Below are 25,754 nucleotides of genomic sequence, written 5' to 3'. Positions count from 1 at the left end.
ACGTCGACCAGCGCTAAAACAGTTGCACGTCGCCGGCCACGATGTCACGAGCGAGCGAGTCGATCCCCTCGAGTTCGGCGGCCACGAGCCGCCGGAGTTCGTCGTCGTCGCGCGCCGTCGTCTCCACGCCGATAGCCTGGGGTTCCGCCACCGGCGCGCCGATCTGCGAGAGGAGTTTTATCCCGGTGTACTCGGCGTCGAGTTCCTGATTGATCCGTTCTGCAGCGTTCGTCGCGACGATGTTGTAGAGCTTGCCGACGTGGCTGACCGGGTTCTTGCCGGCCGTTGCCTCGAGGCTCATCGATCGGTGGGGCGTAATGAGGCCGTTGACACGGTTGCCACGCCCGACGTTCCCGTCGTCACCCATCTCAGCGGAGAGGCCGGTTTCGGTGAGGTAGACCGTCTCGGTATCGATGTCGTCTGCGGCGTTGACGTCGACGTGGACGTCGCGCTCCGTGCGATCGCTCGCATAGCGGGTGGTCAGGTTCTCGACTTGCGCGACGACATCGACGTACTCCTCGAGAGTCGCGACGTGCCGAGAGACGACGGCCGCGGCGACGGTCAACCTGAGTTCGTCGTCCGTGCGCCAGCCCAGTACCTTGACGTCCTCACCGACCGCCGGAATCTCCTCGCGAATCGCTGGCTCGAGCCCTCGAACCATGCGCTCCGTGTTGGATAGCGGCGCGTAGCCGACGCCGATACTGGTGTCGTTCGCTCGCGTGGCTCTCTGCTCGTCGAACAGCGCTTTCAAATCGGCGGATGTCTCACCGATCCGCGGGTCGAACTCGACCGCATCGGCAGGGAGCTCGTCGAAAGTCGTGTCGACGTAGTCTCGAGCGGCGTCGATTGCGAGGTCGTCGACCGGAACGTCCTGGCCATCGACGGTCGTGGTCGCCCGGCCGCTGATGAGCACGTAGATCGGGTCGACGATCTCGCCGCCGCCGAACGCTGGCTCCGTCGTCCCGGCGACGAGTTGCACGCTGTCGGTGTTATGATGCAGGATGTGTCCGAACTCCTCGAGATAGTACTGCGAGAGGCGTCGTGAAACCGCCTCGGCGATCCCATCACAGATCGAATCCGGATGGCCCAGTCCCTTCCGTTCGACGAACTCCGTCGGTCGTGCCGCGACGGGATCGCGATCGAGGTGGGAAACGGAAACCGCGGAGACGTCCATAGACAGAGAGAAAACCGCTGTAACAACCTATACGTTGTCGACGATACCTGAACCATCAGGGGGACTGGTATGTGATCGCCAGCAAAGCGACAGCGAGGGCAGTCTCGACGCTTTCGAGATGTCTATAGGATCTCCGCGAGCGCGCTGACGACCCGCTCGTTGTCTTCGGGTCGAGACGTCGTGACCCGCATGTAACCGGGGCCGAGCCGATCGTTCTCGAGTGGTTTGACGACGATGTTTCGCTCTCGTAACTGTGCTGCGATGTCGTGTGCGTCGTGTGGGCTAAAATCCGCGAGGAAGAAGTACGTCTCGCTCGGGAACGTCGTCACTCCCAGTGACTCGAGGTCGTCGGCCAACTGTGTCGTCCACGACTGGAGTCGGTCGATCCGTGCGCGGATCTTCGATTCGTGCTCTATGGTTGCGATCGCGGCGGCTTGACTCGGCCGCGTGAGCGGATAGGCGTCGTTGTTCGCGTTCAGCTCGTCGGCGATGGGTTCGGGGAGAATCGCGTAGCCGATGCGAAAGCCAGCGAGGCTGTGTGCTTTCGACAACGTCTGGGTCACGAAGAGGTTGTCGTACTCGGGGACGAGATGGGCGACCGATTCGTCGACGAAATCGACGAACGCCTCGTCGACCAAGAACCGCGTCTCCGGATTGGTCTCGAGGAGGTCCGGAAGCGGACGCATGTCGAAGCCATCTCCGTTCGGGTTGTTCGGATTGACGATGACCGCGAGCGTCGTTTCGTCGGGGATGTCTAGCTGTCGGAGATCGAACTGAAAGTCGGTCTCCGGCTGCAGCCGCGTTTCGGTATACTGCTCGGCGATTTCCGTAAACAGCGGGTAGGTCGGCGTCAGGAGGTGGACGTGTTGGCCGAAACGATCGAACAACTGACGGAGGATTAGTTCGGAGCCTGCATTGACGTGAATCTGTGCGGGTCGAACGCCGAGCCGGTCGGCAAGGACCTCGCGCAACGGGTTGGAATAGGGCTCTGTATAGTGATTACTGTGTGGGACCTCGTTCGTGGCAGCAGCGATCGCTTCATCGATCGGTGGCAGTGGGTTCTCACAGAGGAGCAGTCTGACGCCATCGGCCGCAGCGCCACCCTTCTCTGCCGTTGACGAGTCAGTCATGTCGAGCCATACGAGCCATGTCAACACAAATCTTTCATGGGTTCATAGCAGCCCTGTCGTCCCCAATATTCGTAGTACCACGCAGCCTACGTGCAGGCATGCCAAAAACAGCCCCGTTCGAGACACACACCGACCGCTACGAAGACTGGTTCGAGGCACACGAGGACGCCTACCAATCCGAGCTCGAGGCACTCGAGCGACTCGTCCCGGCGACCGGGCGCGGGGTCGAAATCGGCGTCGGCAGCGCGCGCTTTGCGGCTCCCCTCGAGCTCGACGTCGGCATCGATCCGGCCGCGGCGATGCTCGAGCGCGCCCAAACACGGGGTATCGACGTGGTTAGAGGGGTCGCCGAAGCACTCCCCGTTCGGAACGGAAGCTTCGACACCGCGTTGATCGTGACGACGATCTGTTTTGTCGACGACATCCCGCAAACGCTCACGGAAGCCGACCGCATCCTCACGCCGTCGGGCAGTCTCGTGATCGGCTACATCGACAAGGACAGTCCCGTCGGCCGGCAATATCAGGAGAAAAAAGAGCAGAATCCGTTCTATCGCGACGCGACGTTCGTCTCGACGGATGAACTCGTCGACGCACTCGAGGCAGCTGGTTTTACCGACTTCGAGTTCGTTCAGACGATCTATCACTGGCTCGACGAGGTCGACGGCACTGAACCGATCGAGGAGGGGTACGGCGACGGCTCGTTCGTCGGGATCAAAGCGACCAGATAGCTATCGCCAGCGTAACAAAAAGTTATGTTTTCTCTGCGATCCTACACGCCGGACGGGATGTGTACTCGAGATCACACTGCCGAGGCGAGACTCATAACGGCCGATGGCCCGCCACCGTGTCCAGCCGAGGGTACTGAACGAATCGTTGGAACTCCCGATGGGCGATCCAAATGAGCTTCATTGCGGAGTATACGCTCTCGAATCCGATCCTGTATGAGACCAGGGAAGCGGTCCCCGAGATCACCGTCGAAGTCGAAGACGAGCAGCCGGCGCTGGAAGACGACTCGCGGCTCACCCTCTGGGCACGGGGGGAGGAAGGCGAACTCGATCGATTCTTCCGAAAGCTTCCAGACGATCCGACGATCACGAGCTTCGAGACGCTCGCGGAACTCTCCGGGCGACGGCTCTTTCGGATCACCTTATCGTCAGCGGGCGAACGTGGCCTGACGTATATCGATGCGATCGAACTCGGGATCACGTTTCTCGAGATCAAAGCGATGGGGACGACGATGGAGTACCGCGCGCAGATCCCGAGCCGCGAGGCGCTCTCGAGCTATCGTGACCGATGTGACGAGGCCGACCTCTCGTTTGCGCTCCGTCGCCTCTATCAAAACGATGCAGAAGCGTCGGCCAAATACGGGCTCACCGCTCGCCAGCGTGACGTGTTATATCGCGCGCTGGAACAGGGTTACTTCGAGGTGCCGCGTGAGACCTCGGCCGAAGAGTTGGCTGAGGAGTTCGAAATCTCGAGCCAAGCGCTCTCGGCGCTCATTCGGCGCGGCCAGAAGGCGCTCGTCCGGAGCACGATCGCAAACGACAGGGACAGTTAAACCGTTGATCACTAAACCCGGGTAGTCACTAATCAATAGCAGTTCATACTGGTATACTGATGGCCACGAGACAAAACCGATCTACGCACGCAGACGCCGATGTCCGTCGGGAACCGCTCACCTACACCGCGGCCGACGATGAGTCTCTGAGCGACGCTGTCATCGCGGCATTACGGGAAGCCGAGGGTGTGACAACCGAGTCGGACGCGAGTGCTCCCATGGAAACCGTCGGCGTTCTCACGCCGCTTTTCGAGACGATCGATCCCGACGCGCTCAATGCCCTGTTCAGCCCGACGTACAGCGGTGACACACGAACCGGGTCGGTAACGTTCACCCATGACGGCTACGACGTGACTGTGACTGCCACAGGAGAGGTCACCGTCTCCAATTCGTCGTCTGCGTCCGATCTCCACTGAATTCACACTCGCTTCGGCCCGTCCACTGCAGACCGCGCCGTTCTATCGCCACTGCCTTTCGACCCCGTCTCAGAACCGTTTTACTGCTCCCGGTAAGAGACACCGCCGATGGAGTTCGCCACGTTCGCCGACCGCGCCGGGACGATCGACGACGAAGCCGCCGACCTCGAGATCGTTGCCCACGTTCGGGACCTGCTCGCCGACGCCGGCGACGACACTGACGAGAGGGCGGAACCACAGACCCTGGAGCTCGTCGCCCGCTTTGCCCAGGGCCGGGTGTTTCCGGCCTGGGATTCGACGACGCTGGATATCGGGCCGAGCGCGTGTTACGAGGCGATCGCCCGCGCGGCGGGGACGAACGTCGGCGCTGACGACGTCGAGGAGCGACTCGCTGACATCGGCGAGATCGGCGATGTGGCGGCGAGTTACGACTTCGGCGGCCAGCAGGGTCTGAGTGCGTTCACCGGCGGTGGCGACGGCGATGACGACGACCTCACCGTTCGCGAGGTCTACGAGACGCTCGAGGAACTGGCCCACGCCGAGGGCTCGGGAAGCCAAGACCGCAAGGTCGACCTGCTCTTTGGGCTGTTCAATCGCTGCTCGAGCGAAGAGGCTCGGTATCTCGCTCGCATTGTTCTCTCGGAGATGCGCATCGGCGTCGGCGAGGGGACCGTCCGTGATGCGATCGCGGCGGCGTTCGACGTCCCCGAGGAGCGAGTCGAACGCGCGTTGCAGGTGTCGAACGACTACGGGCAGGTTGCTCGGATCGCCCGCGACGAGGGACGCGAAGGGCTGGACGCGATGGACCTCGAGGTCGGTCGACCCGTCCAGGCGATGCTCGCACAGGCGGGCACTGTCACCGACGCGCTCGAGGAGTGGGACGAGGCCGCCGTCGAGTGGAAGTACGACGGCGCGCGGATTCAATTGCACCACGAGCCCGGCAGTTCCAAGCCGGCGGAAACGCACGTCTTCTCGCGAAACATGGAAGACGTCACCGACGCCCTGCCCGAGGTCGTCGAGTTCGCCGAAGACACGCTCGAGGGCCCCGTGATCCTCGACGGCGAGGTCGTCGCGATCGACGACGATGGCGCTCCGCTGCCGTTTCAGGAGGTTCTCAAGCGGTTCCGGCGCAAACACGACGTCGCGAAGGCCCGCGAGGACGTCACGGTGCGGCCCGTTTTTTTCGATTGTCTGCACGCGGACGGCGAGGACTTGCTCGCGGAGCCGCTGATGACCCGCCACGACAGACTTCGATCGGTGTTGGATAGCACCGATGCCGAGGACCACGCCGACGGTGACAGCATCGCCACCGACGCGGATATCGAGGGACTCTCCCTGCTCTGGCAGACCGACGATCCCGACGAGATCGAGGCGATCGACGCCGACGCTCTCGAGGCGGGCCACGAGGGCATCATGCTCAAAGATCCCGACTCGGCGTACTCGCCGGGCCGTCGCGGCAAACACTGGCGCAAGCACAAACCGGACGTGGAGACGTTGGACTGTGTCGTGACCGGTGCCGAGTGGGGTGAGGGGCGGCGCGCGACCTTCCTCGGAACGTTCGAACTGTCCGTGCAGGCAGACGACGGTCTCGAGACAGTCGGCAAGGTCGCGACCGGCATTACGGACGACAAACTCGCAGAGCTGACAGCGTTGCTCGAGCGCCACATCGCGGCCGAAGACGGGCAGGACGTCGATATCGAGCCCGCGGTCGTCTTCGAGGTCGGCTACGAGGAGATCCAGACCTCGCCGACGTATTCGTCGGGCTATGCGCTACGGTTTCCGCGGTTTCTGGGCGTTCGCTCCGACAAGGACCCGGCCGATGCGGACACGCTCGAGCGCGTCGAGCGGTTACAAGGTTCGCCGTCCGAGTAGCCCCTCGGCCCCTCACGCACCATCACGACGGACAGTCAGCCAGACGCGATTGATCACATGTGAGCATCCTTAAGAGCCACGGGAAACAGGATTCGCGTATGCAACCGCGCGACCTGTCCGATCACGTCGCATACGAGGCGGGTCGAGGCATCGAGGAGGTCGCCCGCGAACTCGGGCGCGATCCCTCGGAGTTCATCAAACTCGCCTCGAACGAGAACCCACACGGACCCTCGCCGGCCGCCACCGTGGCCATCCGGGAGACGGCCTCGAACGTGAGTTCCTACCCCAAAGCCGCCCACGCCGATCTCACGACCGCCATCGCAAGCCGCTGGAACGTCGCCGACGAGCAAGTCTGGCTGGCCAACGGCGGCGACGGCGCGATCGATTATCTCCACCGAGCGACCCTCGAGCCTGGCGACGATATCCTCGTCCCCAGACCCGGCTTCGCTTACTACGGGATGAGTTCCCGGTTCCACCACGGCGACGTCCGCGAGTACGAACTCTCGCGGGCCGACGACTTCCGACAGGATGCCGACGTCGTCCTCGAGGCCTACGACGGCGAGCGCGTAATCTGGCTGACGAGTCCGCACAACCCAACCGGCTCGACGATGCCGCTCGCGGAAATCGAACGCCTCGCCGACGAAACCGACGAAGAGACGCTGATCGTCGTCGACGAAGCCTACGGTGAGTTCGCCGACCGGGAGAGTGCGACCGCCCTGATCGAAGGCTGGGATGACTTTGACGCACGTGACGACGTGGCGGTCCTGCGGACGTTCTCGAAAGCGTACGGGCTGGCCGGCATCCGACTCGGCTACGCCGTCGTCCCCGACGAGTGGGCCGACGCCTATACGCGGGTGAACACGCCCTTCGCGGCGAGCGAACTTGCCTGTCGGGCCGGTCTCGCCGCCATCGAGGACGAGGAACACGTCGTCCGCACCGTCGAGACGACCCGTGAATCTCGCGCATACATGCAGGATACCATCGATGCCCACGTCTGGGAAAGCGAGGGCAACTTCGTCCTCGTCGATGTCGGCGATGCCTCGGCCGTCGCCACCGAGATGCAAGAACGCGGCGTCATCGTCCGGGACTGCTCGAGTTTCGGCCTCCCCGGCTGTATCCGTATCACCTGTGGCACCGAAGACGAGACCGAGCGCGCGGTCGACACGCTTAACGACGTGCTCGCCGACATCGACGCGGCCGACGACCCGGACGCGGAGGTGGCCGATCCGTGAGAATCGCCGTCACTGGCACGCCGGGCACCGGCAAGACGACCGCGACAGAGTTACTCGAGTCGCGACTGGCCGATTCGGGCACCGAAGGTGACGACGAACAGACGCCCGACCTCGAGGTGATCCATCTCAATCAAGTGCTCGAGGACGAGGCACTCTACACCGAATTCGACGCGGATCGCGAAAGCAAGATCGCCGATCTCGAGGCACTGAGCGACTGGCTCGAGGGTCGCGACGACGTCGTGATCGAATCCCATCTCGCACATCACTTCGACGCGGATCGAGTCGTCGTGTTGCGCTGTCACCCAGAGACGCTCGAAGAGCGGTTACGTGAACGCGGCGAGACCGACGCGAAGGCGGCTGAAAACGCCGAAAGCGAGGCGCTTGACGTAATCCTCTCGGAGGCCGTCGAAGAACACGGTCTCGAGTCGGTCTACGAGATCGATACGACCGACCGCGACCCCGAGGCAGTCGCGGACGAACTCGCTGCGGTCGCCACAGGCGAGCGCGAGCCCAGCGCCGGCGAGGTCGACTTCATGGAGTATCTGACATGACACTCGACAAGTTCCGTCCGTACGTCTCGGGTGCCCTCGATCCGTTCGTAAAGGGGTTCGACCGCGTCGGGATGACTCCCAACGGCGTGAGCGTGCTCGCGTTTGGGATGGCGGTGCTGGCAGCCGGTGCGTTCGCACTCGGCGGCCTAGAGGACCCCGTCTGGTACGCCGTCGCGGCGGGGCTCGTCTTTCTGAACGGCTGGCTCGACATCGTCGACGGCGCGCTCGCGCGCGAGCAAGACGTCGCCTCGGCCGGTGGCGACCTGCTGGATCACGTCCTCGACCGCTATGCGGACATCGTCGTCATCGCCGGGCTGGCTGCGGGACTGGAGAACTACCTGCTCGGCTTTGCCGCCGTGACCGGCGTGGTCATGACCTCCTATCTCGGCACGCAGGCTCAGGCTGTCGGCCTCGATCGGGTGTATGGCGGGCTCGTCGGTCGTGCAGACCGGCTTGCGATCATCGGTGTCGTCGGCCTGCTGGCCTATCCGATCTCGGGACCAGTCGTCGGTGAGTTTTCCCTCGTCGGCCTGCTGTTGGTCTTCCTCGCTGTCGTCGGCCACCTGACCGCACTCCAGCGGTTTTACTACTCCTGGGCTGCCCTCGAGTGAGCGTGCGTTTTCGGCCGTTGCCCGGGTCTTCCGTCGTCTGAAACGACGCCGTGTCCTTTATCCCTCGGCGCGATATAGAATTGCGTATGGTTCAGTGCGAGATGTGTGGGGCCGAGACGTCGTCCCCGAAGACGATCAAGGTCGAGGGTGCGAAGCTAGACGTGTGTTCGAACTGCACGGACTTCGGCACTGAAGTCAAACAGCCCTCGAGTTCGAGCACGTCGACCAAGTACTCGACCGACTCGAGTTCGTCCGCATCGAGCGGAGGGAGCCAGTCGACGACGAGTACGAGTACGTCGAGTTCCGGTGGCTCGACGCAGCGTCGCTCGGACATGTTCGACGACATGGAAGAGCTTGCGACCGATTACGACGATCGTGTCCGCAACGCTCGCGAGAGCAAGGGGCTGAGCCAGTCCGAGCTGGCAAACGAACTCAACGAGAAAGCAAGCCTCATCCGCAAGATCGAACGCGGTGACACCCTCCCGAGCGACCGCGTCCAGTCCAAACTCGAGAACTTCCTCGAGATCAACCTGAGCGCACAGGGGAGTTCCGGCGAGGATTCGGAGTGGTCCGGTGGCTCGTCGACGGGTAGTTACACCCTCGGCGACGTCGTCAAGCGCAAAGACTGACGTGTGACGCGGGGCGTGTCCGCAGCGTCCGCGTCGCCGACTCGCAAGCTATTTCTTCCGTGCGAGTGCGGTTGCCGATATGTTCGTCTTAGTCAACCTGAAGACCTATCCGTGTGATCCAGTCGCAGTCGCAGAAGCCGTCCGCGATGTCAACGAAACCACCGACGCCAGACTCACCGTTGCACCGCCGGCAGCCCACATCGAGCGTGTCGCCGAGACGGGCGCGGAGACGTGGGCCCAGCACGTCGATCCGATCGACCACGGGAGCAACACCGGCCACACCCTCGCCGAGCACGTCGCCGATGCGGGGGCGGTCGGCACCCTGATCAACCACTCCGAGCAACGGCTGAAACTGGCCGACATCGACGGTGCCGTCCAGGCAGCCGAACGAGCCGGCCTCGAGACGGTCGTCTGTGCGAACAATCCGGCCCAGATCGGCGCAGCCGCGGCGCTCGGACCGGATGCCGTCGCCGTCGAGCCCCCGGAACTCATCGGCACCGGAACGCCGGTCAGTCAGGCCGATCCCGATATCGTCGAGGACGCCGTCGACGCCGCGGCAAGCGTCGACGCCGACGTCTCAGTCCTCTGTGGGGCCGGTATCAGTACGGGTGACGATGTCGTCGCAGCGGGCGACCTCGGATCCGAAGGCGTCCTGCTGGCAAGCGGCGTCGCGAAAGCTGACGATCCAGAGGCGGCGCTCGAGGATCTCGTCGCGCCGTTGTAAGTCGCGTCACGAGCGAGAGCCGACACACGCACCGCCGACCGACTTTTCTCTGTGCCCGTCGAACGACACGTATGACCGACGACAGGGCCACCACCGAGCGTGATTCGGCAACCGAGGAGCGTCCAATCGCCGTAACGCTTGAGAATCGCCTGATGGGCCACGGCATCTACCTGACGTCGTTCGCGTGGAAAGACGAGGCTGAGCCGCCTGCCGAAGACGGTGCCGGCATCGAACTCGCCTACGAGGTGGTCACCGAGGCGTCAGGGATCACACGCAACGAGGTCGGCGCGGTGTTGCGGACGCTGCTGACGATCGGCGATGAACGCTCGTGGACGCCGGGTCGGCTGGAGGTGACCTCGCTGACGACCGACGGAGACATCCGCGGCTGGTGGTACGTCGAACGCGAGTGGTTCGAGCAACTGGGTTCAGGCCTCTCCCAACTCGAGTTTTCACAACGCGTGCTGGGTACTATTAAAAATCACCGTGCAGAAAACGACAGTAGGTAACGAAATGTCTGACGTAGATTCATAACGGTTCGCACGTCTGCGTATCGTAGGCAACTCCATGACCGGCGAACAGGTATACGTCTCTCACGCGCCAGGCGATCTCACGCTCGTCCAAGACCTGTTCTCGACGGTCAAGAACTTCCCCATTGGCGTGCACATCGCGCTCGAGGAACTCGAATCCGTCCACGCTCGGACGCGACTCGAGGGTCGGGTCGCCAACAGCGATGTCGTCGTTGCGGTACTGACCGAGGACATGGCCGAGACCACGTGGATCGATCAGGAGATCGGGTACGCGGTCGCCAAAGGGATTCCCGTGGTCCCGCTGTGTGAGGAGGGAGTAAGCCATCGTGGCTATGTCAGTGACGTCGAGAGCGTGACGCTCGATCGGTCGAACCTCACGGTGACGATCTTTAACCTGCTCTCCCGGCTGCGAAGCGAACTCGCACCGCTTGGTGCGCTGTCGGTCCCGAACTGGTACATTCGGTTCCCATGTACGGTCCCGGACTGTGGACATCCAGTCACACTCGCACTCGAGGAGAGACAGGCCAAACTCTGGCAACGCTACACACACGGCAAGCATCTGACAGCGTCATGTGAAGCCTGCGGTTCGACGTACTGCTTCGATCCAGCGACGATCGGTTTCAGGGGTCGCAAGGAATAGTCACTCGTCGTCCCGAAGACGCTCGTACGCATCTATGACGAGCTGAAATGCCGATTTACTACCGCTTTTGCGATCGGGATGGGCGCGTTTGACCTGTTCGTGATACACGTCTCGGAGTTCGTCGTCGGTCACGTCCGGCTCCACCCCGAGTATCTCTCGCGCTCTGGTCTTTCGCATCTCGACGGCCGCGACGATACCCCGATCTTCGGCGTTGGCCTTGCAGTCGGGACACAGTCGCTCGGTGCGATCGTCGATCGTCGTCACGCAAAACGGCTCCTCGGAGACCTGTTCGTGACACTGCGTACAGCGGTACTGGGGCTCGTCGGCTGGCTTCGAATCGGTCACCGTCTCGGCATCGGCTAGACCGTCAGCGTCGGGTGATGCCGTGTCGTCATCGGGTGTCGTCGGTGCTTCGGCCGCACATGACGGACAACAGGTGAGGACGGTTCCATCGTCGAGTCTCACGTCCTCGAGTTCGGCCACGAGGAAGGTCCCGGTACAGCCGTCGCACGCGTCTCGACGCTGAGCGAGCGAGCGGCCCTTCCGTGCGGCTGCTCTGGCGTGAGGCGTACAGTCAGGACAGCAGACGACCTGTTGGTCGTCCGGCATCGTCACTGTTGTCAGTTCCTCGAGCGAAACTGTTCGACCACAGCCGTCACAGTCGACTCGTTCATCGCCGACCACAGCCATCACGACGGCGATTCGGCGGCGGTCGATATTAGTTCTTCTGCAGAGAGTCTCGAAACTGGTCACATCGTGACGGTAGTCGGTCGTGGTTCGACCGCGGTTTCGGCTCTCGTAATACGCTATTACTGCGTGGCCGCGCTGGACAGCGCGACAGCCACAGCTGAACGGCGTTGCTAACAAAGTAGTCCCCTGTCGACTACCCGACCGTGCGAGGGTTCCCTCGCACGAAGACGCGCTGTCCGGTGGACGGCACTCGGCGACCGGTGTTCGCCGAGGCCCACCACTCCTGTCAGGTCGCTTTTCGTCGCTCCGAACCGGGACACCAATAGGGCCACAGTGCGGACGCTTTCGTATGGATACGGCAGTTCAGACCGGGTCTCGAGAGAACACACTCGACCGGAAACGAGTCATCGCTGGCGTTGGCGATCTCGTTATCATCACCGGGCTAGTCCTCCTCGGAAACGTCGAACATGGAGGGAACCCGATCGCCGAACCGCTTGCATCGCTCACGACGGCCGTCCCGTTCGTGATCGGGTGGCTCGCTGTTGCAGCCCTCGCAGGCGTGTACACGCGTCCCGGCGGGATCGACGACACCCGGCTGACGGCCGTCGCATGGATCGCGGCAGCGAACGTCGGGCTCATGATCCGTGGGTCGCCGCTGTTCGAAGGCGGGACGACCTGGCCGTTCCCGATCGTCATCACGGGGACCGTTCTCGTCGCCTTGCTCGGCTGGCGGCTCGGCTACGCCCTGTTCATATCACGAACGCGGTAAGTCGTACAGGCCTCGAGCAGCCGCCATTTCACGGCCGCTCATCGAACCCTCTACTATCCGACGTTGATAATTAGATAGCGTATTTTTTCGGTTTTAACCGCCGAATACAGCCATTGGCGATGTTTTTGCTATCTTATGAAAATTCGACACTCGGCGAAATGTCGGTACTTTAACTATTTAAAACCACTCCGTAAGTTATGGGGATAATTTTCAATAGCTACTAGTCACAACCAGATCCACTATGAGCCGATTATGGGGAACACTTATATGGCTATTCCGCGTATTATAGAATAGATTATGACTGGATACTACGACATCGTTCTTGGCCTCATCCCAGTCGCACTGCTCGGAATCACCGCAGCTCTGACCGTCGTCGGCGTCTCGCTGACGGCGGCGGTTCCGATCGGCGCACTCGTCGCAATGTCGGTCATCGGACACGCGATGTTCATCAACACGCCAGCAGACGTTTCCGACGAGGCCAACTCCGCGCGTCCGCCGCTCAACGCGGACTAACTCCAGTCACGGTTTCGCTCCTCTCTTTGCGGCCGGTTGTTTTTCCTCGATTCGGCTCCTCTGATTGCGTATGACAGACGCTTTATTTCTGACCAGCGACGACGTTGCCGACCTCGCGACGCCAGCCGAGTACGTCGACGCCGTCCGCGAGGGATACCGCCAGCGCGGTGCAGGCGCACCGGCACAGCCACGGTCGAAACTCCACCAACGCGATCCCGATGGCATGCTCACCAGCTATGCCGCCGTCCTCCCCGAGACGGGTGTAATGGGCGGCTATATGTACACCGCGGGATTCGGTGCCGGCGATGCCTGGTTTATGACGCCGCTGTTCGACGCCGACAGCGGCGCACCGCTTGCCCTGCTCGACGGTGCGAGCATGAACCCGTTCAAAACCGGCGCGGCCGGTGCCGTCGCGGTCGACGAACTCGCGCGGACGGACGCCGACATCCTTGCCGTCATCGGCACCGGCGCGCAAGCCCGTGGCCAACTTCGCGCGACCACGACAGTCCGGGCGTTCGACGAGGTCCGCGTCTACTCGCCGACGCTCGAGAACCGCGAGGCGTTCGCCGCCGAGTTCGACGAGTCGCTCGCAGCGACGGTCCACCCGGTCGACTCGAGCGCGGCCGCCGTGGCCGGCGCGGATGTGGTGATCACGGCGACGACGGCCAGCGAGCCTGTGTTCGACGGCGACGATCTGGAACCGGGCACACACGTCACCGCGATGGGCCAGTACTCGCCGGCCAAGCGCGAACTGGATACGACGACCATCGAGCGGGCGACGTACGTCCCCGACCTCCGCGAGCGCGCGACCCTCGATGCCGGCTCGTTCATCCACGCGCTCGAGGCGGGTGCGATCACGGACGATCACGTCCATGCGGAACTGGGAGAGATCGTCGCCGGGAACGCACCCGGACGGACGAGCGACGACGAGATTACGGTCTTCGACAGCGGTGGCACCGGCATCGAGACGGTCGCCGCGGCGTCGTTGCTCTACAACCGCGCACTTGAGGCCGGTCGCGGGACCGAACTCGAGTTCGCGCCGGCAAGCGAGGCGTTGACGGGGAACTAGGGTTTCGAGGGCGTGTTCGACGCCGCTACTGGTGCTCCGTCGACTGGTTCGCTGCCCCTGCGAGTACAAGCTGTCGGACAGTTCGTGAGTTCACCAACGGGAAACGTCACCAGCAGACCGGGAATATGTCAAAAGAGTATTTTAGCTTGAGTGACGTTTATTGCGCCCTTCCAAGTTAGGGCTACTCGATGCGACGACGATCATACATCGCCGGTGTAACCGGTCTCGGCGGTACCCTCACCGCTGGACTTGTTCCAGGAGTTGCGCGTAGTAGTAACTCGACCTGTGAGACGGAGTCACAGCACGACTCGAATATGCCCCCCGAGTCAGCAGAGCCGGACCAGCCGGCGAACCCGTCCCCCCAGGCCCTTCAGGATCCCTCGTTCGAGGAGTCCCTTACCGGGTGGTCCGTCGGAACCGATCTCCCCACAAAGCCCGGAGACTCGACCGACCCAGTCGCGCATTCCGTCTCGATCACCACCGAACGGGCATCGGATGGCACGCACTCGATGGCGCTGTATATCGAGGGCTCCGCCGATGATGGGACGATCTGGGTCGAACAACCGGTAAACATCACTCGAGCGAGCACAGTAACCGTCGACGTCTACAGCGAACAGCAGTCGTTCAACCGGCTGTCAGAGGTCGCCTTCTTCGCCGGAAAGAAACCACAGGACGGACTCTCGGAGAGCGATTTCAACCGCAAGAACGACATCGAAGATCACGCCGGCTGGAAAACCTACTCGTATCCGGTGGGCGATCTCACCGGTTCCGTCACGCTCGCCGTCGGCATGAATGTCGTCTGGGAGACTGGCATTCGCCGGTTCTTCGACAACGTTCGACTCGTCGAAGCCGATAGTAGTCACTGACAGGACTGCAACCGTTCGGACGGCTTCTCGTCAGTACCGGCAGCGCTCTCTGGGCCCGTTTTTCTGGACGGACGGTGCTGTGAGACGGACAGCTGTCAGTCAGTGCCGGCCGGCCGCGACCGCCCTGCGGTCCCATCGGGACAGCGCCACAGCAGCCCATCTGAGTCCGCCGTACACGTCCGCAGACGACTACCGTGGTCGCAGTCCCGAAACCGACGCGGGTTTCAAGCGTCTCGTCTACGTAGAGCGGGTATGTCTCGTGCGGCCGAACTCGTGTCCGTACTCGAGGCGACCGATTCGCTGGCGATCGTCTGTCACGACAACCCGGATCCCGATTGTCTCGCCAGCGCGCTCGCACTCGAGGCGATCGCCGACGACCACGACGTCGCAGACGTGACGATCGCCTACGGTGGGGAAATCTCTCACCAGCAAAACCGTGCGTTCGTCAACCTCCTCGATATCAGCCTCCAGACGATCGCGAAGACAGCTCTCGAGGAGTACGACTGTCTGAGCTTCGTCGATCACAGCACGCCGGGGTCGAACACCGAGGTCCCGACGAGCGTCATCCCGGACATCGTCGTCGATCATCATCCCGGTGAGCCGGCTGCGGCAACGTTCGTCGACGTTCGAACCGAGTTCGGCGCGACTGCGACGATCTTCGTCGAGTATCTCTGCGAGCTCGAGGTCGAGTTCACCGAGCGTCTCGCCTCGGCGCTACTCTTTGCGATCCACCGCGAGCGGCTCGATTTCGTCCGGGATCCGACGCGACGCGAGTACGAAGCCGCACTGGCAGTCTACCCGGATGCGGACCTCGAAATCCTCGAACAACTGTACGGCAGCACCTTCTCGCCGGGAACGCTTGACGCGATCGGACGCGCCATCACCAGCCGCGAACGACGGGGCTCTGCGCTCGTCGCGAGCGTTGGGGCGACCGGCGAAACCGACGCACTGCCGCAAGCGGCCGATTACCTGCTTAATCTCGAGGGTGTGGACACGGTACTCGTCTACGGCATCATCGACGATGCGATCCGTCTGAGCGGGCGATCGATCGATCCACGCGTCAACTTGGGGAAGACGCTCCAAGACGGCTTCGGCAAACTGGGATCGGTCGGCGGCCATCACGACATGGCCGGCGGCCGGATCGAACTCGGACTGTTCGCCGATTCGGGTGACGATATCGGTGAACTCCTCGCGCTCATCGATGACCGACTCACCCGCCGATTTTTCGATGCGTTACATCTCGACGAGTGATAGCCGAACCGCTATTCGATATCGATCGAGTGTGCCTCCTCGCTCGGCTCGCGCTTGGGGAGTCTGACCGTCAGAATACCGTTGTTGACGCTGGCCTGCACTGCGTCCTCGTCGACCGGTTCCGGCAGACGAACCTGCCGGCTGAACGATTGCGTTTCCCGCTCGCGCCGAAGGTAGGTCTCGTCTTCACCGCCGACGTCGTGTGTTCGCTCTCGAGTGCCCGAGATCGCCAGCGTCTCCCTCGAGAGCCGTAACTCGAGGTCGTCGCTCTCGTAGCCGGGGACGTCGACGGTAACGACGAACTCGTCGCCTTCGTCCGCGAGGTCGAGTCGCATCTCCGACCCGGTCGGCGAAAGGTCGAGGCGGCTTCGGTTGTCCAGTTGGCTCTCCCACGACTGGGCAGCGGTCTCGAGTTGGCGATTCAGTCGGTCGAGCAGTTCTTCGATGCCGTCGAACGGCCGGGGTCGATCTGCCATGGTTTCACCTGCCATAGATAGGTGCCCGAGAGCGAAAAAAGCCACCCTCACCAGCGAAGATGATCGTCCGTTTCGATATGTTATCTCACCGACTTGCGGCAGAACCGACGGGTGGGCTGGTCGTTTTCAGGCTGCCCGGTGTAACAGTGCCTATGACGGATGCACTGTTTGTCGTCAGTGAGGAAGGCTACTGGGGCGAAGAATGCGTCGAACCACTCGAGACGCTCTCGGAGGCGGGCGTCGAGATCACGGTCGCGACGCCCTCGGGCAACCCACCGGTGATCGACGAGCGCTCGATCGACCCCGAGCAGGTCGGCGCAGAGACCGCCGAGCACGTCCGGGAGGTCCACGAGACCGACGAGCGACTGAACGATCCGATTTCGGTCACGCAGGCCAACGCGGAGGGGTACGACGCCGTCGTCTTCCCCGGCGGGCACGGCACCGAGTGGGATATCAATCAGGACACACACGCCCGGAAACTCCTCCGGGATATCATCGAAGGCGATGGCAAGGCGCTGGTCGTCTGCCACGCCGTCGGTATCCTCGCGTTCACCCGCGACAGCCACGGCGCGTTCATCGTCAACGGCCGCGATGTGACCGGCTTCCCAAACGAGTGGGAGGAGGGAATCGTCGACGAAGGCGATCGGATGCCCGACGGCCGCAAACTGCCCTACTGGGTCGAAGACGAGGTCAAAACCGCCGGCGGTAACTGGGACGCTGAGCTCGATTCCGACACCAGCGTCACCGTCGACGGCGATCTCGTCACCGGCCGCGGCCCCGGCTCCTCGCATGCGGCCGCGAAAACCTTGCTTGAGGAACTGGACGTCGAACTCGAGGCCTGATCGGATCGGATCGGATCGCACCCGACACCCGTTTTCCGCGGTATTCGCTGTACGTGGTCAGCGCTGGACTGGCCACTGAGACGGGCTGCGATCACTGTTGTCCGGCGTACCCACACGGTAACTCGCGCGAGCGGCTGTGCCAGCACGCCAGAATCGAGTGAGACGGTCTCCTGTCAGTCAGTGCCGGCGCGCCCGCGACCGTCCTGCGGACCCACCGGGACAGCGTGACAGCAGACCGTCTGACACACCGATCGCGCGTAGCGTCTCACGGGAGACCGTTGCAACGAATCAGTCCCTTTTTACACGCCGGCGGGGAAGAATCGGCTATGAGCTTCGAGAAAGACGACCAAGTAGTTCTCAACGACGAGCACAGCGAGTTCGACGGCGAGACCGGTACCGTGACCCAGACGATGGAGTCGATGTTCGGCGACGTCACCTACACCGTCAGCTTCGAGGACGGGCAGGAAACCGGCGTCCCCGAAGACGATCTCGAGGCAGCCGACGCTGACGCCGACGAAGACGACGACTAAGACCGACCGCGACTCCCGCTCGCTCGAGCCCCGTTCCCCGACCACATCGAAATTCGACCTGCAGATGCCACAGATCCCGCTTCACTACGTCGATTTACGGACGTTCTGCTACGCCACCGAGGACGAAAAACGCGTCGAGGAAGCCCTGCGAACCTTCCTCCCCGACCGCGACGACGAACCGTTCGAGATCGAGCGCGTCGAAAGCGAGGGCCACTACGGCGACCGCATCCTCGTCCTTTCGGCTCGCGTCGAGAACGCCGACGATGTCCGGCACGTCCTCTCGCGGCTGGCCGACCTCGAGTCGTTTGACGACCTGATCGACGAACTCGACGAGCGGGTCACCGAGAACACCGAACTGTTCCTTCGACTCGACAAACAGGCCGCCTTCGAGGGAGATGTCCGGCTGGGTGACGGCATCACCTTCCGCGGGAAAGTCGAGGCCTATCCGGCGAAGAAACCACAGGCCGTCGAAAACGCTCGAGAGGTCCTCGAGCGACTGCGCGACGAGCACTGATCGGTTCGTTACTGGTTGCTGATACAACCTACTTCTGACGAGTTACGTCGATAGCGGTCGATATTCGTTCGTCGGGGCGGCTCGCCGTTCGGTACTGGTGATGGCACACAGACCAGTTGCGTGTGCCTCTCAGCCACCGCTGACGATGGACGAAGTCCTTTTGACTGGCCAGTCAGTAAGTTTGGATAGATCCGTTCTGAATGTCCGACGAAACCATCGACGACCTCATGGAGGCGACGTATTGTGCCCTCTGTAAACACGGGTACGCGGAGGTGACGATGCAAGACATCGCCGCCGAATCGACAAAGAGCAAAGGAACCCTCCACTACCACTTCGACAGCAAACAGGACCTCCTCGAGTCGTTTCTTGAGTTTCTGCTAGACCGATTCGAGGAGCGAACTGAGACCGTGCCCGGCGAGACACCGGCCGAACGGCTCCACGAGTTCACCGACGAACTGCTGACGCCGTCGGACGACTCCGCCGAGGAGTTCCGGACGGCGATCCTCGAGATCAAGGCGCAGTCGCCGTACAACGAGGCCTACCGGGAGCGATTGCGCGAGTTCGACCGCGCGCTCCGAGAGCGCATCGCGACGCTCGTCGCTGACGGGCTCAAGGCGGGTGAGTTCCATGATGACGTCGAGCCGGAGGCGACGGCCGACTTCCTCGTCACGCTGTTTCACGGTGCACAGACGCGTGCGACTGCGGTCGACCGGCCGCCCGAACGAACGCGTCAGTACGTCCACATGTATATCGACGAAACGCTGCGGCCGGAGAAAGCCGGGAGCCGTGACAGCGTATCGACGCGTGTCGAGCACGGAGGAGACGGCGAATGAGCCTGCTGGATCGGTTGTCGGGGCTGTTCAAGGGTCGCGATGAGTTCGATCTGACTTCCGGCGACATCGCGGGACCGCTGTTCTATCTGTCGCTGCCGATCATCGTGACAAACCTGCTGCAGACGGCGTACAACCTCATCGACACGTTCTGGCTGGGCCAGTACAACACCGAGGCGCTTGCAGCGATTAGCTTCGCGTTCCCGATGGTCTTTCTGCTGATTTCCGTCGGGATGGGACTGTCAGTCGCCGGGAGCGTCCTTGTCGCACAGTATACCGGTGCGGATGAGGAGTCGAAAGCGGAGTACGCCGCCTCTCAGACGGTGGCGGTATCGCTACTTGGTGCGATGCTCCTCGGGCTCGTCGGCTATGGCTTCGTCGGTGAACTGCTCGGTCTGCTGGGGGCATCGGACGACGTATTGCGGCTTGCGACCGACTACATGCAGGTTATCTCACTCGGGCTGCCGTTTATGTTCGGTTTCTTCGTCTTCATTGCGCTGATGCGGGGCTACGGGGACACGATCACGCCGATGCTGGTCATGTTCGGCTCGGTGCTGCTCAACGTCATCCTCGACCCCTTCCTGATCTTCGGCTGGGGGCCGTTCCCCAGACTCGGAATCGAGGGGGCAGCGATCGCGACGGTCTTCTCCCGTTCCCTCGCGCTCGTCGTCGGACTCGCGATCATGTTTCAGGGTTCGAGAGGTGTTCGGATCCGGCTCGGACAGATGCGGCCGGATCTCTCCTTCACGAAGCAACTCGTCAGCATCGGATTCCCGGCGTCGATCGAGGGGATGGGCCGTGCACTCTCGATCAACCTCCTGCTGGTGATCGTTGGGCTGTTCCCCACCTACGTCGTCGCAGCCTACGGGATCGGAACGCGCGTGTTCTCGGTCATCTTTCTGCCAGCGATCGCGGTCGCTCGTGGCGTCGAGACGATGACCGGTCAGAACGTCGGGGCGGACAAACCGGATCGCGCAGAAGCCGCCGCGAACTTCGCCGCCCGCACCATGTTCGTCATCCTCGGTGTACTCGGCGTCGTAGCGTGGCTCGCCGCAGAACCGATCACGGCCGCCTTTACTGACGACCAGCGGGTCATCGAAGTCGGCGTGACGTTCCTCCGGTATGTCGCGCCCTCGTTCGGGTTCATCGGCGTGATGCGGGCCTACAACGGCAGCTTCCGTGGGACCGGCAAGACGCTGACCGCGGCGGCGATCGTCCTCGTGACGTACGCGCTGATCCGACTGCCGATCGCCTACGGCCTTTCACAGGCGATCGACTACCGCGGGATCTGGATCGCCTTCGCGATCTCGAACGTCGTCGGTGCCGCGCTCACCTACGGCTGGTATCGCAGAGGTACCTGGCGTAACGTCGACGTGACTGAGAGCCCTGCGGGACCGGCGCTGGGCGACGACCTCGAGCCCGGGGCCGACCTCGAGCCCGGGGCCGACCTCGAGACCAGTACCGACGACTGAGACGGACTACTGTACGGCATTTCCGGCGCATCCGCAACCCGTCATGCGGGTGCGTCGGTACACAGTGACAGCAGACCGTATGAGACCGTCGGTTGGACAGTCGCTCCGGCACACTCGCAACCCGTCGTCGCTGTTCGAAGGCCTCGAAAACCAATTAAATCAGTAGTATGCAGCCCGGTTCAGCATAATTCGAGGTGGAGCCTCCGTCCTCAAGGAGCAAGTAGGCCGGAGAGGAAACCGACGAAGGACGACGCAACCGCACGACGGTAGTTATCCGACTCCCAATCGTATAAGTACCGTCAGACAGCAATCTGAAACATGGAAGTACGTCGAACCGCGCCGGTCAAACTCATCGTTCCTGATGAGTGCCGCGACGACTTCCACGAATCCGCTCGCCAGTTCCTTCACTGCGCCAACCGAACTGCCGAGTTCTGTTGGTCTGATGTCTCTTACACAGAGTGCATCACCGCCAACACAACTGCACGGGACGCGCTCTACGAAGAACTCCGCGAGGAAACTGATCTCACCGCGAACCTCGTTCAAGAAGCCATCCGACGCGCCGTCCAAGCCGTCAAGGGATGCGTCGAACGATGGAAACAGGGCAAGCGGGTGAGCCAGCCAGAGTTCACCTCATGGAGCATGGTATACGACAAGCGGAGCGCGACGTTCTACCGCAATCATGTGTCTCTCTCGACCGTCAACGGGCGTGTCGAGTGCGACTTTGAACTGCCGGCAGACAGTCCGACCCCCTACGAGCGGTATATTCTCTCTGAAGAGTACGAGTTCCGGGCGAGTACACTGCAATACGAGAAGGCGACCGACGAGTTCTACTTCCACATCACGACTCGGAAGGACGATTCGGGCGATGACGAGTCCGAGGTTTCGGGCGATACCGAGCACCAAACAGTCCTCGGTATCGACCTCGGCGTCAACAGCCTCGCAGTAGCTTCGACCGGTAACTTCTGGCAGGGTGACGAGTACAACCACTGGTGCCGCGAGTTCGAGAAGCGACGGGGTGAGATGCAACAGTGCGGAACACAAGCCGCGCATAACGTGCTTCTTCGCCTTGGCAAGCGCGAAGAAGCGTGGCGAAAGCAGTATATCCACACTGTCGCCAACGAGATCGTCACGGAAGCTGTTGAGAACGGGTGCGACGTAATCGTGTTTGAGGACTTAACAGACATCCGCGAACGGCTTCCACAGGCAAAGTGGCACCATGTCTGGGCGTTCCGACGCCTATTCGAGTACGTCTCCTACAAGGCACCTGAACGCGGTGTCTCCGTGGAACAAGTCGAGCCGAACCACACGTCCCAACGCTGTTCTCGGACAGACTGTGGGTTCACGCACGAAGCGAACCGTGACGGCGCACATTTCCATTGCCAGAAGTGCGGCTACGAAGTCAACGCGGACTACAACGCGGCGAAGAATATCGGGCTACGGTACGCCCGGAAGCAAAAACACAGACTCCGTTCCTCGCCCACGTCGGGGAGCGGAGACGCACCAGTAGACGTGCGTGTGAATGGTGGGACGGTGAACAGCGAGAGTCACCAGCCTATTGCCGGTGACTGATTGCCAGGAGTCCACATCAAAGCCCTACCCTCACGGACCGAGGCGCGTATGCGCTGAGGGAGTAGGGTAGGGTAGGGTAGGGTAGGGTAGTTTACTAAAGTAGCTGTGTGCCGTCGGGTATACCTGAACTGATTGTGATGGGACAGCTAGTAAAGTATCTCCACCGGCAGGTTCATATGCGAATTCAGCGACACGGTCGTCCCATATCCAGCGAGGTGTAACCGATGGTCGAGGTAGTCCATATCGACCTTCTGAGCCTCCTGCTCGTTCTCTCGGTTGCGTGGGTGTTCGGCGCGCTCGCCGAGCGAGTCGGCTATCCGACGATGATGGGTGAGTTGTTCGCCGGCATCGCGTTCGGCCCGGCGTTGCTTGGGCTCCTCCATCCCTCAGAGCTACTCTCGGTCCTGTCCGAACTCGGCGTGTTCCTTCTGATGGTCTACGTCGGCATGGAGGTCGATCTCCGTGAGCTGTTCGAACTCGGCCCGCAGGCGCTGTTGATCGCCTTCGGGGCCTTCGTCATCCCGTTCGGCCTCGGCTACGCGGCCGGTATCTGGCTCGGAATCTCAGTCGGCGCGGCGCTGTTTCTCGGCCTCGCGATGGCCGCCACGTCGCTGGCCACGAAATCGCGCATTCTCGCTGATCTCGACTTGCTCGAGACGCGGATCGCGAACGTGTTACTCGGCGGGGCACTCGCCTCCGACGTTGGCGTGCTCATCGCGTACGCGGGTGTCGATAGCTACGTGACCGCTGGCGGGCTCGACCCGACCGAGCTCAGTGTGATCCTCCTCAAGGCGCTTGGCTTCTTCGCAGTCACACTCGTAATCGGCTATCGGTTCCTGCCGCTCGCATGGCGGTATATCGAAGGCCAGCGCGAACGATATGGCTTCGTCAATCGGACGACGGCATTTACGTTCGCCCTGCTGGTTTCACTGTTGTTCGCTCAGCTCGCGACGCTCGCGGACCTGCACATGATCATCGGCGGGTTCATCGCGGGGATGTTCCTCCGGCAAGCCGACGTCGAGCCTGGCCTGTACGAGCACATTCACATGGTCATCTACGATCTCGCGATGGGGTTGTTCGCACCGGTCTTTTTCGTCACGATCGGCTTCCAGATCACGTTCGATGTGTTCGCTGACAGCGTTGGCATACTCGTCGTGCTCGTTGCTATTGCGTTTCTCGGCAAAATCGTCGGTTCCTGGCTGTTTTCGCTCCCGACATCGCTGACCTCGCGCGAGGGACTGGTCGTCGGCTTCGGGATGAACGGTCGCGGCACCGTCGAAATCATCATCGCGGGCGTCGCCTATCAAGCCGGCGTGATCGACCAGTCGCTGTTCTCGATCCTCGTCTTCATCGCCATCTTCACGACCGCGCTCGTCCCCGTCACTGTCACCTGGGGGGTTCAGCTACTCGAGCGGGCTGACGAACTCGTCTACGTCGACTCGATGGCACCATCCGAGGACTGAGTCCATGGTGCCCCGACTACGCTCGAGCGGGGCGTTTTTGCCGCCTGCCCCAGCAGATAGGGGTATGCAAGTTTCAGTCGTGGGTGACGATCCAGTCCGTGAGGCCGTCGTCACCGCGCTCGATGACGTCGATATCGGCGTCCGCGAGGCACGTCCCGGCGAGATCGCCGACGCTCGCTTTGCAATCGTCAGTGACGTCGCCGGCTCGGCGACGTTCGACCGGGCGAACGAGGCCGCACTCGAGGGGGGCACGCCCTGGATCGCCGTCGAAATCGGCGGGGTCGGCAACCATCCGCTCCCGGACGTGGACGCGGCTATCTCTGGCTTTGCGCCTGCCACCGCCTGTTTCGACTGCCTGCGTGCACGTGTCGCGTCGAACGTCGAAGATCGCGCCGCGAAGCCACAGGCCGATCGCGCCGCCGCACGACTCGCCGGTGCAATCGCTGGCCGGGAATGCGTGCGCGTCCTCTCGGGCGACGAGGAGTCGATCATCGGGCAGGTACGCGAAGTGCCCCACGCTCGCCGGCAGATACTGCCCGTCCCGGGCTGTACGTGTGCCGAGGGCGAGCGCGATCGCACCCTCGAGCGCGACGCCGAAACACTCCCGCTCGAGACTGCGGTCGAACATGCCGAGGGAGCGATCGACGATCGCGTTGGCCCCATCTCGAGCATCGCCGAGGTCGAGTCCTTCCCGACACCCTACTACCTCTCGACGGTCGCGGATACGACCGCCTACAGCGACGCGAGCGCGCCCCGGCAGGCCGCCGGCGTCGCCGACGACTGGAACGCCGCCCTGATGAAAGCCGTCGGCGAGGGCCTCGAACGCTACTGCGCTGGCGTCTATCTCGAGGCAGACTTCGTCCACGCGAGCGAGGACGACCTCGAGCACGCGGTCGCGCCGACGGACCTCGTCCGACCCGACGACGCGCCGGCCTACGATGCGAGTGACGTCCATCGCTGGGTCCCGGGTGAGAATCTCGCGACAGGTAAGGAGACACACCTGCCCGCCGCGGCGGTCCAGTTCCCCCAACCCGGCGAGACGCTGGTTCCAGCGATCACGACCGGGCTGGGACTTGGCTCCTCGACGGTCGACGCGCTCGTCTCCGGGCTGACGGAAGTGATCGAGCGCGACGCGACCATGCTCGCGTGGTACTCGACGTTCGAGCCCCTTGGCCTCTCAGTCGAGACAGACGCCTTCGAGACGCTCGAGCGCCGCGCCCAAAGCGAAGGGCTGTCAGTGACGCCACTGCTCGTCACACAGGATATCGACGTCCCAGTCGTCGCTGTAGCCGTCCACCGGGAGTCGGACGCACTCGACGATGACAAGGCGATCTCGCCAGGCGACGACGCGTGGCCGGCGTTCGCCGTCGGCTCGGCGGCCGGTCTCGACGCCGAAGCAGCCGCGACGTCAGCGCTCGAGGAAGCCATCCAAAACTGGATGGAACTGCGCAGTCTCGGCCCCGACGAAGCTGCCGACGCTGGCGGTGCGATCGGCGAGTACGCCGCGTTCCCCGATCGCGCGCGAGAATTCGTCGACGTCGATCGGACGGTGCCCGCGGCGAGCGTCGGTCCAGATCCCGTCCCAAGCGGCGAAGCTCGGCTCGAGGAACTCTGCTCACGGGTGCGTGACGCCGACCTGACGCCCGCCGCCGCACGCCTGACGACTCGAGACCTCGAGGCACTCGGTTTCGAGGCCGTCCGGGTCGTCGTGCCGGGTGCGCAACCGCTGTTTACCGACGCGCCGTTTTTCGGCGAGCGCGCGCGGACGGTGCCCGACGAGCTGGGCTTCGAATCGCGCCTCGAGCGGGCGTTCCATCCGTATCCCTGATCGGTCAC

28 protein-coding genes are annotated in these 25,754 nt (G+C 62.8%); 24 read left to right on the top strand and 4 right to left on the bottom strand.

Features of this window, described 5'->3' with window-relative positions; translation table 11 throughout:
• Nucleotides 1–13: 13 nt before the first annotated feature.
• Both BSG09_RS06945 and BSG09_RS06940 read right to left on the bottom strand, forming a co-directional pair.
• Entirely contained in the window at nucleotides 14–1,174 is a 1,161-nt protein-coding gene (locus tag BSG09_RS06945; protein WP_092931518.1) for a methionine adenosyltransferase, read from the bottom strand.
• Nucleotides 1,175–1,296: 122 nt separating this feature from the next.
• Nucleotides 1,297–2,304: a pyridoxal phosphate-dependent aminotransferase gene (locus BSG09_RS06940; protein WP_092931516.1), complete on the bottom strand. Its 1,008-nt coding sequence runs from the start codon at nucleotides 2,302–2,304 to the stop codon at nucleotides 1,297–1,299.
• A gap of 98 nt (nucleotides 2,305–2,402) precedes the next feature.
• Between BSG09_RS06940 and BSG09_RS06935 the strand changes: the two genes are divergently transcribed.
• From BSG09_RS06935 to BSG09_RS06885, 11 genes are all read left to right on the top strand, one after another.
• The gene (locus BSG09_RS06935) at nucleotides 2,403–3,032 is read left to right on the top strand and encodes a class I SAM-dependent methyltransferase (RefSeq protein WP_092931514.1); all 630 of its coding nucleotides are present in this window, start codon (nucleotides 2,403–2,405) and stop codon (nucleotides 3,030–3,032) included.
• A gap of 170 nt (nucleotides 3,033–3,202) precedes the next feature.
• A complete protein-coding gene (locus BSG09_RS06930; RefSeq protein ID WP_092931512.1) occupies nucleotides 3,203–3,862 on the top strand; it encodes a helix-turn-helix domain-containing protein in 660 nt (219 codons plus the stop codon).
• Between the two features lie 59 nt (nucleotides 3,863–3,921).
• Complete coding sequence (locus BSG09_RS06925) at nucleotides 3,922–4,278, top strand: HalOD1 output domain-containing protein (protein ID WP_092931511.1); 357 nt, start codon at nucleotides 3,922–3,924, stop codon at nucleotides 4,276–4,278.
• Between the two features lie 108 nt (nucleotides 4,279–4,386).
• A complete protein-coding gene (gene ligA / locus BSG09_RS06920; protein ID WP_092931509.1) occupies nucleotides 4,387–6,150 on the top strand; it encodes an ATP-dependent DNA ligase LigA in 1,764 nt (587 codons plus the stop codon).
• Nucleotides 6,151–6,248: 98 nt separating this feature from the next.
• A complete protein-coding gene (hisC, locus tag BSG09_RS06915; RefSeq protein WP_092931507.1) occupies nucleotides 6,249–7,382 on the top strand; it encodes a histidinol-phosphate transaminase in 1,134 nt (377 codons plus the stop codon).
• The gene (locus tag BSG09_RS06910; RefSeq protein ID WP_092931505.1) at nucleotides 7,379–7,933 is read left to right on the top strand and encodes an adenylate kinase family protein; all 555 of its coding nucleotides are present in this window, start codon (nucleotides 7,379–7,381) and stop codon (nucleotides 7,931–7,933) included. Before hisC ends, BSG09_RS06910 begins: the two co-directional genes overlap by 4 nt.
• Nucleotides 7,930–8,544: a CDP-alcohol phosphatidyltransferase family protein gene (locus BSG09_RS06905; protein ID WP_092931503.1), complete on the top strand. Its 615-nt coding sequence runs from the start codon at nucleotides 7,930–7,932 to the stop codon at nucleotides 8,542–8,544. Before BSG09_RS06910 ends, BSG09_RS06905 begins: the two co-directional genes overlap by 4 nt.
• Nucleotides 8,545–8,630: 86 nt before the next feature.
• A complete protein-coding gene (locus tag BSG09_RS06900; protein ID WP_092931501.1) occupies nucleotides 8,631–9,173 on the top strand; it encodes a multiprotein bridging factor aMBF1 in 543 nt (180 codons plus the stop codon).
• Between the two features lie 79 nt (nucleotides 9,174–9,252).
• The gene (tpiA, locus tag BSG09_RS06895; protein WP_092931499.1) at nucleotides 9,253–9,897 is read left to right on the top strand and encodes a triose-phosphate isomerase; all 645 of its coding nucleotides are present in this window, start codon (nucleotides 9,253–9,255) and stop codon (nucleotides 9,895–9,897) included.
• Between the two features lie 71 nt (nucleotides 9,898–9,968).
• Nucleotides 9,969–10,403 carry a hypothetical protein gene (locus BSG09_RS06890; protein ID WP_092931497.1) on the top strand — a complete coding sequence of 145 codons (435 nt, stop codon included), beginning with the start codon at nucleotides 9,969–9,971 and terminating at the stop codon, nucleotides 10,401–10,403.
• A 58-nt stretch (nucleotides 10,404–10,461) separates the two neighbouring features.
• Nucleotides 10,462–11,064: a toll/interleukin-1 receptor domain-containing protein gene (locus BSG09_RS06885; RefSeq protein WP_092931495.1), complete on the top strand. Its 603-nt coding sequence runs from the start codon at nucleotides 10,462–10,464 to the stop codon at nucleotides 11,062–11,064.
• Here BSG09_RS06885 and BSG09_RS06880 read toward each other — a convergent pair whose 3' ends face one another.
• The gene (locus tag BSG09_RS06880; RefSeq protein ID WP_092931493.1) at nucleotides 11,065–11,754 is read right to left on the bottom strand and encodes a J domain-containing protein; all 690 of its coding nucleotides are present in this window, start codon (nucleotides 11,752–11,754) and stop codon (nucleotides 11,065–11,067) included.
• A gap of 349 nt (nucleotides 11,755–12,103) precedes the next feature.
• Here BSG09_RS06880 and BSG09_RS06875 point away from each other — a divergent pair, with 349 nt between their 5' ends.
• The 5 genes from BSG09_RS06875 (at nucleotide 12,104) to BSG09_RS06855 (ending at nucleotide 16,222) form a co-directional block, all read left to right on the top strand.
• Nucleotides 12,104–12,523: a DUF3054 domain-containing protein gene (locus tag BSG09_RS06875; protein WP_092931491.1), complete on the top strand. Its 420-nt coding sequence runs from the start codon at nucleotides 12,104–12,106 to the stop codon at nucleotides 12,521–12,523.
• Between the two features lie 297 nt (nucleotides 12,524–12,820).
• Nucleotides 12,821–13,036 (top strand): hypothetical protein, encoded by a 216-nt coding sequence (locus BSG09_RS06870; RefSeq protein ID WP_092931489.1) that lies wholly within the window; start codon nucleotides 12,821–12,823, stop codon nucleotides 13,034–13,036.
• Between the two features lie 70 nt (nucleotides 13,037–13,106).
• On the top strand, nucleotides 13,107–14,105 hold the full coding sequence (locus tag BSG09_RS06865; RefSeq protein WP_092931487.1) for an ornithine cyclodeaminase family protein: 999 nt from the start codon (nucleotides 13,107–13,109) through the stop codon (nucleotides 14,103–14,105).
• A gap of 188 nt (nucleotides 14,106–14,293) precedes the next feature.
• Nucleotides 14,294–14,971, top strand: coding sequence for a hypothetical protein (locus BSG09_RS21255; RefSeq protein ID WP_254799172.1), 678 nt, complete (start codon nucleotides 14,294–14,296; stop codon nucleotides 14,969–14,971).
• A 252-nt stretch (nucleotides 14,972–15,223) separates the two neighbouring features.
• Complete coding sequence (locus tag BSG09_RS06855; RefSeq protein ID WP_092931485.1) at nucleotides 15,224–16,222, top strand: DHH family phosphoesterase; 999 nt, start codon at nucleotides 15,224–15,226, stop codon at nucleotides 16,220–16,222.
• 11 nt (nucleotides 16,223–16,233) lie between these two features.
• On the opposite strand, the gene BSG09_RS06850 is transcribed toward BSG09_RS06855, so the two are convergent.
• On the bottom strand, nucleotides 16,234–16,698 hold the full coding sequence (locus BSG09_RS06850) for an Hsp20/alpha crystallin family protein (protein WP_092931747.1): 465 nt from the start codon (nucleotides 16,696–16,698) through the stop codon (nucleotides 16,234–16,236).
• Nucleotides 16,699–16,850: 152 nt separating this feature from the next.
• Here BSG09_RS06850 and BSG09_RS06845 point away from each other — a divergent pair, with 152 nt between their 5' ends.
• The 8 genes from BSG09_RS06845 to BSG09_RS06810 all read left to right on the top strand — a co-directional run bounded on the left by BSG09_RS06845 (nucleotide 16,851) and on the right by BSG09_RS06810 (nucleotide 25,746).
• Nucleotides 16,851–17,540, top strand: a complete 690-nt coding sequence (locus tag BSG09_RS06845; protein ID WP_092931483.1) for a type 1 glutamine amidotransferase domain-containing protein — start codon at nucleotides 16,851–16,853, stop codon at nucleotides 17,538–17,540.
• Nucleotides 17,541–17,866: 326 nt separating this feature from the next.
• Nucleotides 17,867–18,070, top strand: coding sequence for a DUF1918 domain-containing protein (locus BSG09_RS06840; protein ID WP_092931481.1), 204 nt, complete (start codon nucleotides 17,867–17,869; stop codon nucleotides 18,068–18,070).
• A gap of 64 nt (nucleotides 18,071–18,134) precedes the next feature.
• Nucleotides 18,135–18,584: an RNA-binding protein gene (locus tag BSG09_RS06835; protein WP_092931479.1), complete on the top strand. Its 450-nt coding sequence runs from the start codon at nucleotides 18,135–18,137 to the stop codon at nucleotides 18,582–18,584.
• Between the two features lie 200 nt (nucleotides 18,585–18,784).
• Nucleotides 18,785–19,417, top strand: coding sequence for a TetR/AcrR family transcriptional regulator (locus BSG09_RS06830; RefSeq protein ID WP_092931477.1), 633 nt, complete (start codon nucleotides 18,785–18,787; stop codon nucleotides 19,415–19,417).
• Entirely contained in the window at nucleotides 19,414–20,886 is a 1,473-nt protein-coding gene (locus BSG09_RS06825) for an MATE family efflux transporter (RefSeq protein ID WP_092931475.1), read from the top strand. Before BSG09_RS06830 ends, BSG09_RS06825 begins: the two co-directional genes overlap by 4 nt.
• Before the next feature lie 318 nt (nucleotides 20,887–21,204).
• Nucleotides 21,205–22,455, top strand: coding sequence for an RNA-guided endonuclease InsQ/TnpB family protein (locus BSG09_RS06820; protein ID WP_092931473.1), 1,251 nt, complete (start codon nucleotides 21,205–21,207; stop codon nucleotides 22,453–22,455).
• A 224-nt stretch (nucleotides 22,456–22,679) separates the two neighbouring features.
• Nucleotides 22,680–23,918, top strand: a complete 1,239-nt coding sequence (locus tag BSG09_RS06815; RefSeq protein WP_092931471.1) for a cation:proton antiporter — start codon at nucleotides 22,680–22,682, stop codon at nucleotides 23,916–23,918.
• Nucleotides 23,919–23,982: 64 nt separating this feature from the next.
• The gene (locus BSG09_RS06810) at nucleotides 23,983–25,746 is read left to right on the top strand and encodes a YcaO-like family protein (RefSeq protein ID WP_092931469.1); all 1,764 of its coding nucleotides are present in this window, start codon (nucleotides 23,983–23,985) and stop codon (nucleotides 25,744–25,746) included.
• Nucleotides 25,747–25,754 lie beyond the last annotated feature (8 nt).

The organism is Natrinema hispanicum, from assembly GCF_900111485.1.
Classification (GTDB): Archaea; Halobacteriota; Halobacteria; order Halobacteriales; family Natrialbaceae; genus Natrinema; species Natrinema hispanicum_A.
The sequence above is the reverse complement of the archived record's forward strand: the minus strand, read 5'-3'. Positions and strand labels throughout refer to the sequence as shown.

Excerpts from the sequence above, each read along its gene's own strand:
- BSG09_RS06945 (WP_092931518.1), bottom strand. The coding sequence starts at position 1,174 with ATGGACGTCTCCGCGGTTTCCGTTTCCCACCTCGATCGCGATCCCGTC.
- BSG09_RS06940 (WP_092931516.1), bottom strand. The coding sequence starts at position 2,304 with ATGACTGACTCGTCAACGGCAGAGAAGGGTGGCGCTGCGGCCGATGGC.
- BSG09_RS06935 (WP_092931514.1), top strand. The coding sequence starts at position 2,403 with ATGCCAAAAACAGCCCCGTTCGAGACACACACCGACCGCTACGAAGAC.
- BSG09_RS06930 (WP_092931512.1), top strand. The coding sequence starts at position 3,203 with ATGAGCTTCATTGCGGAGTATACGCTCTCGAATCCGATCCTGTATGAG.
- BSG09_RS06925 (WP_092931511.1), top strand. The coding sequence starts at position 3,922 with ATGGCCACGAGACAAAACCGATCTACGCACGCAGACGCCGATGTCCGT.
- ligA (WP_092931509.1), top strand. The coding sequence starts at position 4,387 with ATGGAGTTCGCCACGTTCGCCGACCGCGCCGGGACGATCGACGACGAA.
- hisC (WP_092931507.1), top strand. The coding sequence starts at position 6,249 with ATGCAACCGCGCGACCTGTCCGATCACGTCGCATACGAGGCGGGTCGA.
- BSG09_RS06905 (WP_092931503.1), top strand. The coding sequence starts at position 7,930 with ATGACACTCGACAAGTTCCGTCCGTACGTCTCGGGTGCCCTCGATCCG.
- BSG09_RS06900 (WP_092931501.1), top strand. The coding sequence starts at position 8,631 with ATGGTTCAGTGCGAGATGTGTGGGGCCGAGACGTCGTCCCCGAAGACG.
- tpiA (WP_092931499.1), top strand. The coding sequence starts at position 9,253 with ATGTTCGTCTTAGTCAACCTGAAGACCTATCCGTGTGATCCAGTCGCA.
- BSG09_RS06890 (WP_092931497.1), top strand. The coding sequence starts at position 9,969 with ATGACCGACGACAGGGCCACCACCGAGCGTGATTCGGCAACCGAGGAG.
- BSG09_RS06885 (WP_092931495.1), top strand. The coding sequence starts at position 10,462 with ATGACCGGCGAACAGGTATACGTCTCTCACGCGCCAGGCGATCTCACG.
- BSG09_RS06880 (WP_092931493.1), bottom strand. The coding sequence starts at position 11,754 with ATGGCTGTGGTCGGCGATGAACGAGTCGACTGTGACGGCTGTGGTCGA.
- BSG09_RS06875 (WP_092931491.1), top strand. The coding sequence starts at position 12,104 with ATGGATACGGCAGTTCAGACCGGGTCTCGAGAGAACACACTCGACCGG.
- BSG09_RS06870 (WP_092931489.1), top strand. The coding sequence starts at position 12,821 with ATGACTGGATACTACGACATCGTTCTTGGCCTCATCCCAGTCGCACTG.
- BSG09_RS06865 (WP_092931487.1), top strand. The coding sequence starts at position 13,107 with ATGACAGACGCTTTATTTCTGACCAGCGACGACGTTGCCGACCTCGCG.
- BSG09_RS21255 (WP_254799172.1), top strand. The coding sequence starts at position 14,294 with ATGCGACGACGATCATACATCGCCGGTGTAACCGGTCTCGGCGGTACC.
- BSG09_RS06855 (WP_092931485.1), top strand. The coding sequence starts at position 15,224 with ATGTCTCGTGCGGCCGAACTCGTGTCCGTACTCGAGGCGACCGATTCG.
- BSG09_RS06850 (WP_092931747.1), bottom strand. The coding sequence starts at position 16,698 with ATGGCAGATCGACCCCGGCCGTTCGACGGCATCGAAGAACTGCTCGAC.
- BSG09_RS06845 (WP_092931483.1), top strand. The coding sequence starts at position 16,851 with ATGACGGATGCACTGTTTGTCGTCAGTGAGGAAGGCTACTGGGGCGAA.
- BSG09_RS06840 (WP_092931481.1), top strand. The coding sequence starts at position 17,867 with ATGAGCTTCGAGAAAGACGACCAAGTAGTTCTCAACGACGAGCACAGC.
- BSG09_RS06835 (WP_092931479.1), top strand. The coding sequence starts at position 18,135 with ATGCCACAGATCCCGCTTCACTACGTCGATTTACGGACGTTCTGCTAC.
- BSG09_RS06830 (WP_092931477.1), top strand. The coding sequence starts at position 18,785 with ATGTCCGACGAAACCATCGACGACCTCATGGAGGCGACGTATTGTGCC.
- BSG09_RS06825 (WP_092931475.1), top strand. The coding sequence starts at position 19,414 with ATGAGCCTGCTGGATCGGTTGTCGGGGCTGTTCAAGGGTCGCGATGAG.
- BSG09_RS06820 (WP_092931473.1), top strand. The coding sequence starts at position 21,205 with ATGGAAGTACGTCGAACCGCGCCGGTCAAACTCATCGTTCCTGATGAG.
- BSG09_RS06815 (WP_092931471.1), top strand. The coding sequence starts at position 22,680 with ATGGTCGAGGTAGTCCATATCGACCTTCTGAGCCTCCTGCTCGTTCTC.
- BSG09_RS06810 (WP_092931469.1), top strand. The coding sequence starts at position 23,983 with ATGCAAGTTTCAGTCGTGGGTGACGATCCAGTCCGTGAGGCCGTCGTC.